This is a genomic window from Dyadobacter sp. CY327 (assembly GCF_021390415.1).
Lineage (GTDB): Bacteria > Bacteroidota > Bacteroidia > Cytophagales > Spirosomataceae > Dyadobacter > Dyadobacter chenhuakuii.
The window spans coordinates 261746-276139 of sequence record NZ_JAJUXJ010000008.1 but is presented as its reverse complement, the minus strand read 5'-3'; the positions used below and the strand labels follow the sequence as shown (position 1 = coordinate 276139).

Annotated in this window: 16 protein-coding genes; 12 read left to right on the top strand and 4 right to left on the bottom strand. The window is 44.4% G+C overall.

The features are described from left to right. Positions 1 to 80 precede the first annotated feature (80 nt). Entirely contained in the window at positions 81 to 833 is a 753-nt protein-coding gene (locus tag LZG74_RS24095) for a polysaccharide deacetylase family protein (protein ID WP_233799033.1), read from the top strand. Between the two features lie 2 nt (positions 834 to 835). Here the strand turns inward: LZG74_RS24095 and LZG74_RS24090 are convergent, their stop codons facing one another. The 4 genes from LZG74_RS24090 to LZG74_RS24075 all read right to left on the bottom strand — a co-directional run bounded on the left by LZG74_RS24090 (position 836) and on the right by LZG74_RS24075 (position 4143). Then, a complete protein-coding gene (locus LZG74_RS24090) occupies positions 836 to 1951 on the bottom strand; it encodes an acyltransferase (protein ID WP_233799032.1) in 1116 nt (371 codons plus the stop codon). A 30-nt stretch (positions 1952 to 1981) separates the two neighbouring features. Then, complete coding sequence (locus tag LZG74_RS24085) at positions 1982 to 2503, bottom strand: HAD family hydrolase (protein ID WP_233799031.1); 522 nt, start codon at positions 2501 to 2503, stop codon at positions 1982 to 1984. Between the two features lie 65 nt (positions 2504 to 2568). Beyond that, a complete protein-coding gene (locus LZG74_RS24080; RefSeq protein WP_233799030.1) occupies positions 2569 to 3372 on the bottom strand; it encodes a Rossmann-like and DUF2520 domain-containing protein in 804 nt (267 codons plus the stop codon). Positions 3373 to 3423: 51 nt separating this feature from the next. Then, positions 3424 to 4143 (bottom strand): DUF1080 domain-containing protein, encoded by a 720-nt coding sequence (locus LZG74_RS24075; protein WP_233799029.1) that lies wholly within the window; start codon positions 4141 to 4143, stop codon positions 3424 to 3426. Positions 4144 to 4280: 137 nt separating this feature from the next. Between LZG74_RS24075 and LZG74_RS24070 the strand changes: the two genes are divergently transcribed. The 11 genes from LZG74_RS24070 to murC all read left to right on the top strand — a co-directional run bounded on the left by LZG74_RS24070 (position 4281) and on the right by murC (position 14357). Continuing rightward, positions 4281 to 4985, top strand: a complete 705-nt coding sequence (locus LZG74_RS24070; RefSeq protein ID WP_233799028.1) for a hypothetical protein — start codon at positions 4281 to 4283, stop codon at positions 4983 to 4985. Positions 4986 to 5150: 165 nt separating this feature from the next. Continuing rightward, positions 5151 to 5594 carry a 50S ribosomal protein L13 gene (gene rplM / locus LZG74_RS24065; protein ID WP_026631734.1) on the top strand — a complete coding sequence of 148 codons (444 nt, stop codon included), beginning with the start codon at positions 5151 to 5153 and terminating at the stop codon, positions 5592 to 5594. Positions 5595 to 5597: 3 nt separating this feature from the next. Continuing rightward, complete coding sequence (gene rpsI / locus LZG74_RS24060) at positions 5598 to 5984, top strand: 30S ribosomal protein S9 (protein ID WP_026631735.1); 387 nt, start codon at positions 5598 to 5600, stop codon at positions 5982 to 5984. Between the two features lie 88 nt (positions 5985 to 6072). After that, positions 6073 to 6906 (top strand): 30S ribosomal protein S2, encoded by an 834-nt coding sequence (rpsB, locus tag LZG74_RS24055; protein WP_233799027.1) that lies wholly within the window; start codon positions 6073 to 6075, stop codon positions 6904 to 6906. A 184-nt stretch (positions 6907 to 7090) separates the two neighbouring features. Further along, positions 7091 to 7927 (top strand): translation elongation factor Ts, encoded by an 837-nt coding sequence (gene tsf / locus LZG74_RS24050; RefSeq protein ID WP_233799026.1) that lies wholly within the window; start codon positions 7091 to 7093, stop codon positions 7925 to 7927. Positions 7928 to 8062: 135 nt separating this feature from the next. Beyond that, entirely contained in the window at positions 8063 to 8665 is a 603-nt protein-coding gene (locus LZG74_RS24045) for an RNA polymerase sigma factor (protein ID WP_233799025.1), read from the top strand. A gap of 189 nt (positions 8666 to 8854) precedes the next feature. Then, on the top strand, positions 8855 to 9187 hold the full coding sequence (gene mscL, locus LZG74_RS24040) for a large-conductance mechanosensitive channel protein MscL (RefSeq protein ID WP_233799024.1): 333 nt from the start codon (positions 8855 to 8857) through the stop codon (positions 9185 to 9187). A 117-nt stretch (positions 9188 to 9304) separates the two neighbouring features. Next, positions 9305 to 10657 (top strand): UDP-N-acetylmuramoyl-L-alanine--D-glutamate ligase, encoded by a 1353-nt coding sequence (murD, locus tag LZG74_RS24035; protein ID WP_233799023.1) that lies wholly within the window; start codon positions 9305 to 9307, stop codon positions 10655 to 10657. A gap of 21 nt (positions 10658 to 10678) precedes the next feature. Next, positions 10679 to 11833 (top strand): FtsW/RodA/SpoVE family cell cycle protein, encoded by a 1155-nt coding sequence (locus tag LZG74_RS24030; RefSeq protein ID WP_233799022.1) that lies wholly within the window; start codon positions 10679 to 10681, stop codon positions 11831 to 11833. 1 nt (position 11834) lies between these two features. Continuing rightward, a complete protein-coding gene (gene murG, locus LZG74_RS24025) occupies positions 11835 to 12932 on the top strand; it encodes an undecaprenyldiphospho-muramoylpentapeptide beta-N-acetylglucosaminyltransferase (RefSeq protein ID WP_233799021.1) in 1098 nt (365 codons plus the stop codon). A 33-nt stretch (positions 12933 to 12965) separates the two neighbouring features. Then, the gene (gene murC / locus LZG74_RS24020) at positions 12966 to 14357 is read left to right on the top strand and encodes a UDP-N-acetylmuramate--L-alanine ligase (protein ID WP_233799020.1); all 1392 of its coding nucleotides are present in this window, start codon (positions 12966 to 12968) and stop codon (positions 14355 to 14357) included. Positions 14358 to 14394 lie beyond the last annotated feature (37 nt).

Here is a 14394-nt window from a genome sequence, read left to right as displayed (position 1 = left end):
GGTAAGATTTGAAATATTCAACTGCAACATTCCTGCGTCATTGCCTCCTAAAATGCATTTTTCTTTGTGTCGGAATCAGCATGACGGATTGTCGGCGAGACGCTGAAACGCATGAAAAGGCGGGGGTCGCAATCTCTTTTGACGATCATTTTATCAACGAGTGGTTTGCATTGCGGCCGATGTTCCGGAAATACAATGCGAAAGTCACCTTTTTCATAACCTGTCCCGACAGCCTGACAACCGATGAAATTGCTAAACTAAAAACGTTGCAGGCCGACGGTCATGAGATCGGTTTTCACGGCACAATTCATGGTAAATCAACAGAATTGATTGCGACAGGCCCGGTTAATTATAAAAATATAGAACTGGCACCCGGCCTTGCACATATGGCCGAAGCAGGCTTTAAACCCACTTCCTATGCACATCCCGGCGGGAACCATAACGCCCGGGTTGACTCTGTGTTGCTAGCCAGCGGCTTTAAGATCCTACGCGACGTGGCCATATCCAGAAGAAAAATTATGGGTTTTCAAATGTATGCCCTGGCGCCACGACTGATGCCCTGGATTTACTATAATTTTGATAATGAACGCATTGTGGATGCGCTGCTAATCGACGAAGACTCTGGATTAACCGACCCGGAAATGCAAGAAGCGCTGGAAAAAGCGAAAAATGATAACACGGCTTTAATGTTATTCGGACACGAGCCTTTATATGGAAAGCCGCAAAATGGCGAATACGGCTTTCATGTCCCATTTCTCGAAAAAATATTAAAGGAAGCAGCCAGACAAAATTTGAAATTCTACACCATGTCGGAATTGCCTGATAGGAATTGAGATTATCTCCCGAAGCGCTTGTCTTTGTAGGCTAACAACGGTTTTTCGAAGTAAGAGTAAGAAAGCGACGCCACTGCAACCGATCCTACGAAAGTCAACACATACAGGCCAATGTGGTAAGATGTGCCGTTCCAATCGGGTAGATATTTGTTCAAAACATTGATAATGAACACAATCACAGCTACGTGATATAAGTAAAGTCCATAAGAGATTTTACCCAAATGATTCATCACACCATTGTTCAGACTGACTATCGTGTTTGGATTACAGGAAACATTCAGAATAAAAAAGGCAAAGAAAAGGGCGTAAACTTCAAGAAAGCCGTAAAAATGGATTCCGGAAAGGAACAGGGCGATCAGCAGTGTATAGACGATAATTTGAAGATCTTTTCTGAAAACCACTTGCAGGACGTTCATTTTTTGCTTGTAAACCAGCCAGGCGCACAACCCACCCAAAGCCATCGTCTGGATCCGGAATTGGCCCAGAAAAGTTGAAATCATCGTGCTTTTCGTTTCCTCATCAACATTCACATAATGCAAGCCTATGAACAGGATTGCTGCCGTAATGCCCAGGAAAAGGAAGATGATCGGAATACGCTTTTTAGGATATTTGATCAGCCAGGGCCACAGATAGTAAAACTGCTCCTCTACACCGATGGACCAAGTTTGAGCGCACCAGTAAGGCAAGTCATACAGCACGAAAGCGAAATTGGGTAAAACCAAAAGCAGCAATGTTAACCGCTCGGCGGCGTGAATCGTGATTTTCTCGTCGGTCCCGGGAAAGCTTAGCAACTCAATGTGCGGGAAAACGAAAAAAGAGAGGCCTATAATGAGGAAGTAAATGGGCCAGATCCGGAAGACCCGTCGCAAGTAGAACTTTTTAGTATCCACATCACCAAAACGCCCGCGCTCTTCCAATAATAAATAAGTGATCAAAAAGCCGCTAAGCACGAAGAAAAGGCCAACGCCAAGCCTGCCAGCATGCTGAATAATGGGAAGCTCGTAAATATTGGCAATTCCCAAAGCATGTTTGGCCTGCTCCAAATGGTGAAAAACCACCAGCATGGCCGCAATGCACCGGATTCCGTTGAGATTTGGGAAGTAACGCTTTTTTTCCACTTAGTTAAGCCTGATTTCTGCTGTTAAAGATTATTGAAACCAAGCCATCCATTTGCCCTGAGCCTTCATTACTTGTTCGATCAGGTCGCGTACTGCGCCGTGACCGCCGTTTTTAGGAGATATATAGTCGGATAATGCGAGGATTTCATCCACCGAATCTGCCGGGCAGGCGCTTAGCACATTGGTCCGCATCACTTCATAATCGGGCAGATCGTCGCCCATGAACACAATCTCGTCTTCTGTGAGATTGGTTTCTGCAAGATATTTTTTAAAAATCGGCAACTTCCCATCCGGTGAAGTTCCGATGAAAATGTCCGATACGCCCAGATATTCAAGCCGTTTGCGGACACCCATTTGATTTTGTGCAGAAATAATAGCCACCCGGTAACCCATCTTAATCGCGCGATTGATGCCGTAACCGTCCTTTACATTAAAACTCCGAGGCTGTTCTCCGCTTTCCAGCGCAATCACGCTGCCGTCTGTCATGACGCCGTCGATGTCGAAAATAAAGGTCGTAATGCGTTTAAAGCGGTCTATTAGTGCTGCATTCATGAAAAATCCGAATAATGAATCCCGCAAATATAGCCTAACTTTTCAGGAGACAGCACGGGTCCCTATTATTTTGAAATGTAGAAGTTCCTGATTTTATCCGTCAGCAGCCTGTAAATCTCCGTCCAATCCTCATTGGTTTCCTGCAAATATTCCAAATGCCGGTTGGTCGTTTTCCAGTCGCCACGCCTTGCCGGCCCGGTCTGGCCCAGTGAAGGATCATTGGAAAGCAGTGCTTTGTGAATGGTGGTCTGGATAAGGGGTTTTAGTAAATCAAAATTCAACTGTTCCCTTTCGAGCATATTTTGGGAAACGGTGAGGAGATAATTGGTGAAATTGCTGGCAAATACGGCTGCAACATGCAGGATAAAGCGCTCATCGGAATCCATGCGGCTCACATTGTCACTCACGCTCTGCGCCAATTGAATGAGCTTATTCTCAATCAGTTCGTTTTTTGATTCAATACAAAATGGAAGTTCTTTGTAGTCCATTTCCAATCCTTTTGTGAAGGTTTGAAGCGGGTAAAAGACACCGGTATGCACATATACGTCGCTGTAAATCTCGACCAGGTTCTGGAATTCTGCTAATGATCTGGTTCCTGAGGTGTGGACCAGCATTACGCCTTCGGGGAGCACGATGCGTTCGATCACACTTTCCAGAGCATCATCGGAAACGGCTATCACGATGAGGTCAGCTTCACTTTCAGCAAAATTAAGGTCCGGCTGAATGTTGGTATCATACAGGTAGGAAGCCAGTTGACGGGCTTTTTGGGTGTCGCGGCTATATACTTCACAAATCCAGTGACCGGCATCTTCAAAGGCCTGGGCAAGGTGCCAGGCCACGTTTCCGGAACCAACGAAAGAGATTTTCATTCACAAAACGTTATATCCGCCTAAGATATGGCATAAAGTTAATTTCACAAATCAGTTGACTAGCGGGGCGGTTTGTGCTGCGCTGGTAATGCCGTCGGGCAATTCCATGATGCGCATGTTACGGAAATGGATTTCAGCGCCCTCGGCTTCGAGGCAAATGTAGCCGCGTTTTCTTTCAGAGTTCCGCAAACCATTGACAAACTTGCCATTAACAGAAAGCTTCACAGTCCCGTCTACACACACCACCACATATTTATTCCACTCGCCTTTGCCTTTACAGCGCTTTTCGAGGGATTTGCTTCTGATGCCGCGGGGGTTATCCGGAATGGCTGTCATACCCATGGTCGGGAACAGCTCGCCGTGCACGTAATCTTCTGTCGCATTGTGCTGGGGCGCGTAATCCAGTTCCAGCATTTGGACCTCAATCGCTTTGGTCAGCGGGTCATTTTCCTGCGGCGTGCCTTCGCTCCATACGAAAATGCCCGAATTGCCGCCTGCTTCCATATGTTTCCACTCCACTTCCAGGATAAAATTTTCATACTGCTTGTCGGACCGCATCACGCCTATGGGCTTACCGGAACAGATCAATGTTCCGTTTTTTACTTTCCAGGTTTCCTTCGACGTGTTTACATCAATCCAACCGTCGAGGTTTTTGCCATTGAAGAGCGGCCGGAATGAAAGGTTCTCAGGAGCCTGCGCAAAGCTGATTTGCAGCGAGAGGGCGAAAGCCAGCAAGGCCGTCGCATAATGTTTTGAAAAAGTACTTTTCATCTGAATGATTACTTATGAGGTTTAGGATTGGGAAAGGCGCAATATCGCAATTCTTCAAATGCAGTAAACTATATTTGGATCCAGGTAAATTTGATTAAAATAAGTTTCTCACACTAAAATTTTTTAAAATGTTCAGAATGAAGCTTTTCTGCTTTTTCGCAGCGATTTCAGCAGCCCTCGGCACCGTTCAGGTTTATGGCCAAGGCCAATCACAGATCAGTGCGGTTATCGACGTTGGCACCGGTTTCAGCGATGATAAATCCTGGGCACCCTCTGTATTATATTATGAGCAGATAGGGCTGAACCGCGTTCCGTGGTTCCGGCTTGGGCTGGGGATAAGAGCATGGGGTTATTATGCCAACCGGACCAATTTATATACAAAAACCGGCTCTCCGCAGGATTACCTGGAATACAGAAAAGTATCTGCCAATGGGTTAAGCTTTGTGGTTGGGGCAAACCTGCGATTCTGGAAAATCGATCTCGGCGTTAATACAGACCTTATAGGAGCATCTTTTGGATCAAAAAGAAAGGCTTTTTATGAAAAAACCACGACAACGCCGGGTGTTGGCGCACCTAATTACAATCAATGGTTATCAACCTCGCCGGTTATTTTCAATGCTGCGCCTTTATTTTTAGATAACTATAACGGGCAGTCTGAGGCATACGCACGCATCTATCTGACCAGGGGAATCGGGCTTAAAATCGGATACTTATACGGGCATATTGCGTATCACACGCATAAGGCAGATGACCGCAAGGTGTTCCTCGACAACAAGCAACGCCGTGTTTCACAAAACTATGGCATGCCGTATGCTGCGCTGAGTTTTCCGCTGCAACATTAAGAGATGTATTAGCATCAAAGCGGCCTTGAATCCTCATGGCCGGTGAAATTTCACAAACATACTTGTTATTCAATTTGTTAAACTCTATATTTGCACTCCCATTTTGCGATGGGACTGTCTTGTTACAGTGTAATTTATTGAAAATCAATTAAATTTTTGTTAATCGTGGATACGTTAAGCTACAAAACCATCTCGGCGAACAAAAACACAGTGAACAAGGAGTGGGTTGTTGTGGATGCTCAGGATGCAATTTTAGGCCGTTTGGCAAGTGAAGTTGCGAAAATTATCAGAGGCAAGCACAAGGCAAATTACACTCCTCATGTGGACTGTGGTGATAATGTTATCATTATCAACGCCGATAAAATCAAGTTGACAGGTAAGAAAATGACCGACAAAATTTATGTTCGTCATACGGGTTACCCAGGAGGTCAGCGTTTTCAAACTCCTCGTGAGTTGCTCGAAAAACACCCAGGTCGTGTAATCGAGAAAGCCGTAAGAGGCATGCTTCCAAAGAACCGTTTGGGACGTCGTTTATTCACAAATCTGTTTGTTTATGCTGATGCAACACACCCGCACAGCGCTCAGCAACCAAAAGAAATCCAGTTGTAATTCATGGAAGTTATCAACACAATAGGTAGAAGAAAAACAGCCGTGGCCCGTATTTATATGACGCCCGGTAAAGGAGATATCAAAGTAAACGGTCGCGATTACAAAGAATACTTTCCATTTGAAGTTCACCAGATCGTTCTTCAGCAACCTTTTGCTGTGATCAGCGGAGGCAATGGTTATGATCTTAAAGTAAATGTAAGAGGCGGTGGAATTTCAGGACAGGCGGAAGCAATCCGTATGGCTGTTTCCCGCGCACTTTGCGAATACAACGGAGAATTCCGTGGCGCGTTGAAAAAAGAAGGATTCCTTACCCGTGACCCTCGTATGGTTGAACGTAAGAAATACGGTCGCGCTAAGGCTCGTAAGCGTTTCCAGTTCTCGAAACGTTAATATTCAAATGTCCAGACAGTACTTATCGTGCCCGATGTGCTGTGCTGCGTAATTTTATTAAGACATTTTTTCAAAACATTAATCTGTAATGGCACAAATAGAATATAAAGAACTATTGGATGCAGGTGTACACTTTGGTCACCTTACCCGCAAGTGGGATCCACGTATGGCTCCATACATCTTCATGGAGAAGAACGGGATCCACATCATTGACCTGAACAAAACATTGAGCTGCATTAACGACGCTGAGGCTGCGTTGAAGCAAATCGTTCGTTCAGGACGTAAGATCATGTTTGTTGCTACTAAAAAACAAGCACAGGAAATCGTAACGGAAGAGGCGAAACGCCTTAAAATGCCTTACGTAACTGATCGCTGGTTAGGTGGTATGCTTACAAACTTCGGCACAATTCGCAAGTCTTTGAAAAAAATGCAGACTCTTGAGAAGATGCTAAAAGACGAAACCACGGTTAGCAATATCGCGAAGAGAGAACGCCTGATGCTTACACGTGAAAAGGATAAATTGGAAAGAGTGTTAGGTGGTGTAGCTGACTTAACACGTCTTCCTGCTGCCCTTTTCATCGTTGATGTAAAACGCGAGCACATTGCCGTTTCAGAAGCAAAAAGATTGAACATCCCCATTTTTGCAATCTGCGACACCAACTCAAATCCTGAACTGGTTGATTTCCCAATCCCAAGCAATGACGATGCTTACAAAGCTATCTCATTGATCACATTGGCGATCGGAAAAGCAATCGAAGAAGGCTTGATGGAACGCAAACAAGATAAAGACGATCAGCGCATGGTAGAGGAGGAAGAAGCGAAACGTCAGGTTGACAAAGGCAATGAAGAAACAGCTGCGGCTGCTCCTCGTGCTGAAGCGCCTGCTGAGACAAGCGTTGCTGCTGAAAGTGATGAAGAGTAATCAGGGCGATACGGAATAGGTTTCTGACCTTTCCTGTCTGAACAGATAAAGTAGCCCATAGCCTATTGCTATGGGCTACAGTTTTTTAAAATTCTACCGGATGCGGATTTGTTAATCGTTTTCTAACACAGCATTAACAGCCGTTTCCTTTCAAATCAGTAATAACCAATATTAAAAATAGATCATGGCAATTACCGCACAAGATGTAAACAAACTCCGCCAAATGACCGGCGCGGGCATGATGGATTGTAAAAAAGCACTTCAGGAAGCTGATGGCGATTTTGACAAAGCCGTTGATATTCTTCGTAAGCAAGGACAAAAAGTAGCAGCAAAACGTGCTGACAACGCAGTTTCAGAAGGAACAGTGGTTGTACAGATCAGCGCTGACGGAACAAATGGTAAATTGATCGCATTTGCTTGCGAAACTGAGCCGGTTTCTAATGTTGAAGATTTCAAAAATCTTGCACAAAGCATTTTGGACAAAGCCGTAGCAGATAACATTGCTGACAAAGATGCTTTGCTTTCCGCTACATTGCCTGACGGCCGTCCGGTTAGCGAGCACATCGTGGATCTGGTAGGTAAATTGGGAGAGAAACTTGAAATCACTGCTTACGAAAATGTAACAGCTGACAAAGTTGTTCCTTATATCCACTCCAACGGCAAATTGGGCGTTCTGGTAGCGTTTGAAGGCGTAAATGGAACAGATGTAAGCGAACTTGGAAAAGACGTTGCTATGCAGATCGCTGCGATGAAGCCTATCGCTTTGGATAAAGACGAAGTGGATTCTGCAACTGTTGAGCGTGAAATCGAAGTAGGTAAAGAACAAGCAAGAGCAGAAGGCAAGCCAGAAGCAATGCTTGAGAAAATTGCACAAGGAAAATTGCAGAAGTTCTACAAAGACAACACTTTGTTGAATCAGGAATTCGTAAAGGATTCTTCGCTAACAATCCGTCAGTTATTAGAAAAAACTGCTAAGGGCTTAACGGTAAAATCTTTCAAAAGAGTGTCAATCGGCGCTTAGAAAGCACTTCTTATAAAATAATGTTGACAACGCCTGGTATCTATTTGTATACCAGGCGTTGTTTTTTAATATTTACAAAAAATTAATTAATCCATTAATTTTTTGGACACGCGCTATACAGTGATTTAAATTAAGATGGTTGACAAATTCGCAAATTATGCACCGCATAATGTAACAGACGAGGAATTGGTTAAGCTTTTTCTGGAATCCGGGGAAAACCGATATTTTGAAAAACTTTACGACCGATATGTGCTGAAAGTATTCAAAAAATGCCTTTCACTTACGCGCGACGCCTCCAAGGCAGAAGACATTACTCACGACGTATTTCTTAAATTGGTATTTAAAATGAATACTTTTAAGAAAGGAGCAAAATTCTCCACCTGGCTTTACACTGTTACGTATAACCACTGCATGGATCTCATGCGATCCAACAGAAAGAAAGTGATCATTGTGCATGCAGAAGATGCGGATTGCATTGAGCACGTCGATCTGGACAGCGCTTTTACCACGGAGGAGGTCGATACCAAGATACTAAAACAAGCGCTCGACAAATTACCTGCGGAGGAAAAAGCCTTACTCTATATGAAGTATATGGATGACCGGAGTATCCGGCATATTGCAACAATGTCCCAAATAACAGAAAGCGCGGTCAAAATGAGGCTCTTACGCTCCCGCGAAAAGCTGAGAATTATATACCTGGAAATATCATACGCCGTGAATTTCGGGCAAGAGTTATGAATTTTGGTAATCTATTGATTACTTACCGTTGCAGTTTCTCTTCCTACTAGCCAGAGTTGAGACTCTGCATCTGAGCTTGTTTTTCAGTGCGCTTAATGAAAAGACTAAAGGCGCAAAGTGCAGTTTGCTCAGGCTTGAAAAATCGGATTTTTATACTCATTTTAATCTTCTAACTAACCTCAACTTGTTATGCTCCAGGAGTTCAAAATTTTTATTGCAAAAGGAAATGTCCTCGATCTGGCCGTCGGTGTGGTCATTGGTGCTTCTTTTGGAAAGATCACAACCTCCCTGGTTGAAGACATTATCAACCCGATTTTGGGTCTGATCATTGGCGGAGTGGATTTCACTCAGTTGAAAATTGTGTTAAAAGAAGCTGTGGGCGATACGCCCGAGGTGGCCGTTAAATACGGTAATTTCATCCAGGTTCTGATCCAGTTTATCATCATTGCATGGGTGATTTTCATGATCGTAAAACTCGCTAACAGGCTCAGGATTTCGGAGTCACTGGTCAAAAAAGAGTAGACAGTTTTATATAAAAAATGAGAAAACGAGGCGCATTTAATGTGTCTCGTTTTTTATTTCTGGAAAAGATTTACCTTCGTGTTCAATGGTGTTTGTTCAACGTTTAAAAGAAGTCTTGTGCAAAAAAAGGTCGTTATTTTGGGTGGGGGAGAAAGTGGCACCGGCGCTGCAATCCTTGCCAAATCAAAAGGTTTTGACGTGTTTTTATCAGATCGTGGCCAATTGAACCAAAAATACATTGACGTCCTTGACCGCGAGCAGATTCCGTTTGAACAGGGAATGCATTCAGAATCAAGGGTTCTCGAAAGTGACCTCGTTATCAAAAGTCCCGGCATTCCCGATACGGTCGCGTTGATCGTTGCATTGAAGGAAAAAGGGACTCCTGTTATCTCGGAAATCGAGTTTGCTTCCCGCTATACCACTGCAAAGATAATCGCCATCACCGGCAGCAACGGTAAAACCACCACCACGCTGCTTACCTATCACCTTCTGAAAAATGCGGGACTCAATGTTGGCCTTGCGGGGAACATTGGAGACAGTTTCGCGTGGCAGGTTGCCGAAAAGGAATTCGATTATTATGTGCTGGAAATCAGTAGTTTTCAGTTAGATAATATTGAAAAGTTTCATCCGCAGATCGCCGTTCTTCTAAACATTACGCCCGATCACCTGGATCGGTATGGCTATGATTTTCAGAATTATATCAATTCAAAATTCAACATTGTTCAAAATCAGACTGCGGAAGATCATCTGATCTTTTTTGAAGATAGTGAGGTGATCGCGGCCGAGCTTTCCAAACGCAACATTCAATCTCATCAGATAAAGGTATCGCTTGCCCATAAACCCGCGGAAGGCGCTTTCCTGCATGAAGGAAAATTGATTTCAAATGTTGCCAACGTCTCATTTGAACAGGTTTTTGATGAATTACCCATTAAAGGCCCGCATAATGCAATCAATGCAATGTCCGCAATTGCCGTTGCGCAGCTTGTCGGCATAAGTCCCGAGAAGATTTCAGAGGGCTTGAAATCCTTTACCAATGCGCCGCACAGGCTTGAACTAGTGGAAGTTATCAATGGCGTGACTTACATTAATGATTCAAAAGCAACCAATGTTGATTCTGTATTTTACGCATTGGGCAGTTTTGAAAAACCGATCATTTTAATCGCTGGCGGAGTGGACAAAGGCAATGATTATAGCCAGATAGAAGCGCTTGTACGTAATAAAGTGAAGGGTTTAGTAGTTCTTAGTAAAGATTCCGAAAAGTTGGAAAGATACTTTTCCGGAATTACTCCTCAAATATACATAACCCAGGACGTCCAGGATGCGGTAAATAAAGCGCGGCAGTGGAGTGTTTCAGGGGATATCGTACTTCTTTCTCCCGCCTGCGCAAGTTTTGATTTATTCAAAAATTACGAGGACCGGGGTGAAAAATTTAAAACTGCTGTAAGAAATCTTACCATTCATAATAACTAATAAGCATTACCGGTTACCATTATGGATTTCTTGCTCAAATCAAGAGAAGACACGCAAGCATGGTTCAGCAAAAATCTGAAAGGTGATCCCTGGATCTGGGGGATCTGCATTGTAATGCTGATGTGGAGCATTGTGGTGGTGTATAGCGCAAGTGTTAAGGACGCGTACAGCCAGATGGACGGAAACACCGAATACTATCTTTACAAACACGTCCTGTTGTGCTTTCTGTCGCTGATGGTCATGTATTTCGTCCATCGCATTCCCTATATCAAATTCGTTTACGTTACCCGGCTCGCGGTTTGGAGTTCGATATTGCTATTGATTTTCACAATGTTCTTTGGGACGTCGGTGAATGATGCAGCCCGCTGGATAGAAATTCCGGTCATAGGCCAGCGTTTTCAACCTTCCGAGTGGGCGAAAGTGGCTTTGATTGCGCATTTATCATTGATCCTGGCCAGGCACATTAAAGGCGGCTGGAACACCAGAGAGCTTTTTACAGAGCCGCTGGCATTGGTAGGGATCGTTTGCGGGCTGATTTTTACTAGCAATGTTTCTACGGCAGTAATGCTGGCGGGCATTTGCTTTCTTTTAATGTTTGTAGGCAAAGTCCCGCTGCATTATCTGTTTTTCACGGCATTAGGCCTCGTTTTCTTCGCAACCATCGCCATTTTACTTAATTCAACACAACGGTCCGGAACAGCCCAAAACCGGATCTCTGCGTTTTTTGACAAAGACATTGTTGTATATCAATCCCAGCAATCCTACATGGCCATGGCCCGCGGCGGATTGTATGGAGAAGGCGTCGCAAAAAGCCGCCAGCGCCGCTTCCTGCCAGAGCCTCAGAAAGATTTCATTTTTGCTGTTGCCGTGGAAGAATACGGCACATTAGGCGGCACCATTCTGATCATTCTTTATCTCATTCTTTTATACCGGGGCTTAAAAGCCATTGAAGCGACCAAACGGCCGTTCGGTGGGTTGCTTTCCGCAGGGTTAACATTCATTGTCGTCAGCCAGGCATTCTCGGCTATGGCCGTAACAGTCGGACTGGTGCCGGTTACGGGGCAAACATTACCATTTTTTAGTCAGGGCGGAACGTCTTTGCTCTTCACCGGCATCGCAATGGGCATGATCCTGAGCGTAAGCCGCGGGGAAACAGTAGAAGAGAAAAAGATTTAAAATGTCAAAAAAGGTCATTATCAGCGGCGGCGGCACGGGCGGACACATTTATCCGGCCATTGCAATAGCCAATGCGTTACAAAAGAAAGATCCGGATCTCGAAGTGCTTTTTGTGGGAGCTTTGGGAAAAATGGAAATGGAAAAAGTGCCGCGTGCGGGTTACGAAATCGTTGGTTTGCCCATTGCAGGTCTGAAGAGATCCTTGTCTCTGCATAATCTCCTGGTTCCGTTCAAACTTTTAAACAGCCTGTCCAAAGCAAAGCGCATTATTCAGGATTTTAAACCCGATGTTGCGGTAGGAGTAGGCGGTTTTGCGAGTGGGCCTCTGCTCATGATGGCGTCTCTGGCGGGCATCCCGACATTGATCCAGGAGCAGAATTCTTATGCAGGCATTACTAATAAGTTTTTGAGTAAAAAAGCGAAGAAAATCTGTGTGGCATATCCCGGAATGGAGGCATTTTTCCCTGCTGAGAAAATAGCGCTGCTAGGCAATCCGGTAAGGAGTGATATTGTGGATGTTTCTGCCAGAAATAAGGAGGCGCTGGTCGAATTTGGTCTGGATGGTGCGCATAAGACCTTGTTTGTCATGGGCGGAAGCCTTGGCGCCAGATCTATTAATGAAAGTATCAATGCAGGCCTGCCGCAGTTGCTCGAAGCCGGTTATCAGGTTTTGTGGCAAACGGGAAGAAGTTACATTGATACGGCCAAGCAAACCATTGCAGGCCTTGGAACAGACAAAATAAAAGCTTTCGATTTCATATATACAATGGACCTGGCCTATGCGGTTGCCGATGTCGTGATTTCCAGAGCAGGCGCATTGTCTGTTTCTGAGCTATGTCTGGCTGCTAAACCTGCTATTCTGGTTCCATTTCCGGCGGCGGCTGAGGACCATCAGACGAAGAATGCATTGACATTGGTGGAGCAGGATGCGGCACTAATGATCAAAGATTCAGAAACAATGGAAAAGCTTGTCTCTCAGGCACTTCAATTGTTAAAGGATATTGCAAAACAGGACGAGTTGAAGCTAAACATCAGGAAGCTGGCCCGGCCCAATGCTGCTGACGACATTGCAGCGGAAGTTTTTAAATTAATTAAGTAAATAACCTCAGGAATTGATCTTATGTCGTCATCTATGACAAATTGGAAATACATATATTTTGTTGGAATCGGCGGAATTGGCATGAGCGCATTGGCAAGATGGTTTAAGGCCAATGGTTTCAATGTGGCAGGTTATGACAAGACATTGACAACATTAGTCCAAAAGCTCCAAGATGAGGACATTACCGTAACGCTTGAAGACGAAATTGGCACTATTCCAGCTGAATTCGCTGCAAATCCTGATGAAACGCTTGTGATCTACACGCCGGCAGTTCCGGTTCAGCATAAGCAAATGATCTATTTCCGGGATAATAACTTCCTGATTTTAAAGCGTTCGCAGGTTTTAGGGTTGTTAACCAAAAATCTGAGAACAATTGGCGTTGCCGGAACGCACGGAAAAACAACAACTTCTTCGCTGGTAGCACACATATTGCGTCATGCGAAGGTAAACAGCACCGCGTTTCTTGGGGGGATCACTCAAAATTATGGGACAAATCTCCTCCTCAATGAGCCGACGGACAACCTGGAAGAAGTTTTTTGTGTAGTTGAAGCCGACGAATTCGACAGGTCATTTCTGACATTATTTCCTGAAATCGCCATTGTTACTTCCACTGACGCGGATCATCTGGACATTTATGGAAAGCATGAAAATGTGCTTGAATCGTTCCGGGATTATGTTAGCCAGATTGACGACAATGGCGTGCTTTTTATGCGTGAAGGATTGGAACTGGCCTCCTCGACAAAAGCGAAAGTGCTTACTTATTCGCTCAATTCAGGAGATTATCATTCGGCAAACATTCACATCGAAAATGCGCGTTTTGTTTTTGACCTGATCCATCCTGATGGCACAATCGAAGGGATTGCGATGAAGATCCCGGGTTACCATAACATTGAAAATTCAGTTGCAGCCAGCGCGGTAGCTTTGCATTTGGGTGTGGATCCGGAAAAGATCAAAGAAGCACTCGAAAATTATGGCGGCGTAAAACGGCGCTTTGAATATCAGCTAGAAGAGGATGGACACATTTACATTGACGATTATGCCCATCATCCGACAGAAATCGAAGCATTTCTTTCATCTGTAAAGGGCCTGTATCCGGGAAGACATGTAACGGCGATTTTCCAGCCGCACCTGTTCACCCGCACACGCGATTTTGCGGACGGATTTGCCGAGAGCCTCTCGCTGGCGGATCGGCTTCTCCTGCTGGAAATTTACCCGGCGAGGGAACAGCCTATAGAAGGAGTGAATTCGGGAATGCTGATGGAAAAGATCACTGCAAAGGAGAAACAACTTATCACTAAAGATAAAGTTTTGAACGTTTTAGCTGATTTAAATACGGATATTGTGGTGACAATAGGGGCCGGAGACATTGATACATTGGTTGAACCGATCAGGAACTTGCTGAAAAATTCAATTGTGAATAATTAGTCAAAGCATTTTTAATATTACTAAGATGTTACGTAAA

What these genes read in the sequence shown, in the direction of transcription:
- rpsI (WP_026631735.1), top strand. Translation starts at nt 5,598, where the DNA reads ATGGAAGTTATCAACACAATAGGTAGAAGAAAAACAGCCGTGGCCCGT.
- LZG74_RS24030 (WP_233799022.1), top strand. Translation starts at nt 10,679, where the DNA reads ATGGATTTCTTGCTCAAATCAAGAGAAGACACGCAAGCATGGTTCAGC.
- LZG74_RS24075 (WP_233799029.1), bottom strand. Translation starts at nt 4,143, where the DNA reads ATGAAAAGTACTTTTTCAAAACATTATGCGACGGCCTTGCTGGCTTTC.
- murG (WP_233799021.1), top strand. Translation starts at nt 11,835, where the DNA reads ATGTCAAAAAAGGTCATTATCAGCGGCGGCGGCACGGGCGGACACATT.
- LZG74_RS24085 (WP_233799031.1), bottom strand. Translation starts at nt 2,503, where the DNA reads ATGAATGCAGCACTAATAGACCGCTTTAAACGCATTACGACCTTTATT.
- LZG74_RS24095 (WP_233799033.1), top strand. Translation starts at nt 81, where the DNA reads ATGACGGATTGTCGGCGAGACGCTGAAACGCATGAAAAGGCGGGGGTC.
- murC (WP_233799020.1), top strand. Translation starts at nt 12,966, where the DNA reads ATGACAAATTGGAAATACATATATTTTGTTGGAATCGGCGGAATTGGC.
- tsf (WP_233799026.1), top strand. Translation starts at nt 7,091, where the DNA reads ATGGCAATTACCGCACAAGATGTAAACAAACTCCGCCAAATGACCGGC.
- mscL (WP_233799024.1), top strand. Translation starts at nt 8,855, where the DNA reads ATGCTCCAGGAGTTCAAAATTTTTATTGCAAAAGGAAATGTCCTCGAT.
- LZG74_RS24045 (WP_233799025.1), top strand. Translation starts at nt 8,063, where the DNA reads ATGGTTGACAAATTCGCAAATTATGCACCGCATAATGTAACAGACGAG.
- LZG74_RS24080 (WP_233799030.1), bottom strand. Translation starts at nt 3,372, where the DNA reads ATGAAAATCTCTTTCGTTGGTTCCGGAAACGTGGCCTGGCACCTTGCC.
- LZG74_RS24070 (WP_233799028.1), top strand. Translation starts at nt 4,281, where the DNA reads ATGAAGCTTTTCTGCTTTTTCGCAGCGATTTCAGCAGCCCTCGGCACC.
- rpsB (WP_233799027.1), top strand. Translation starts at nt 6,073, where the DNA reads ATGGCACAAATAGAATATAAAGAACTATTGGATGCAGGTGTACACTTT.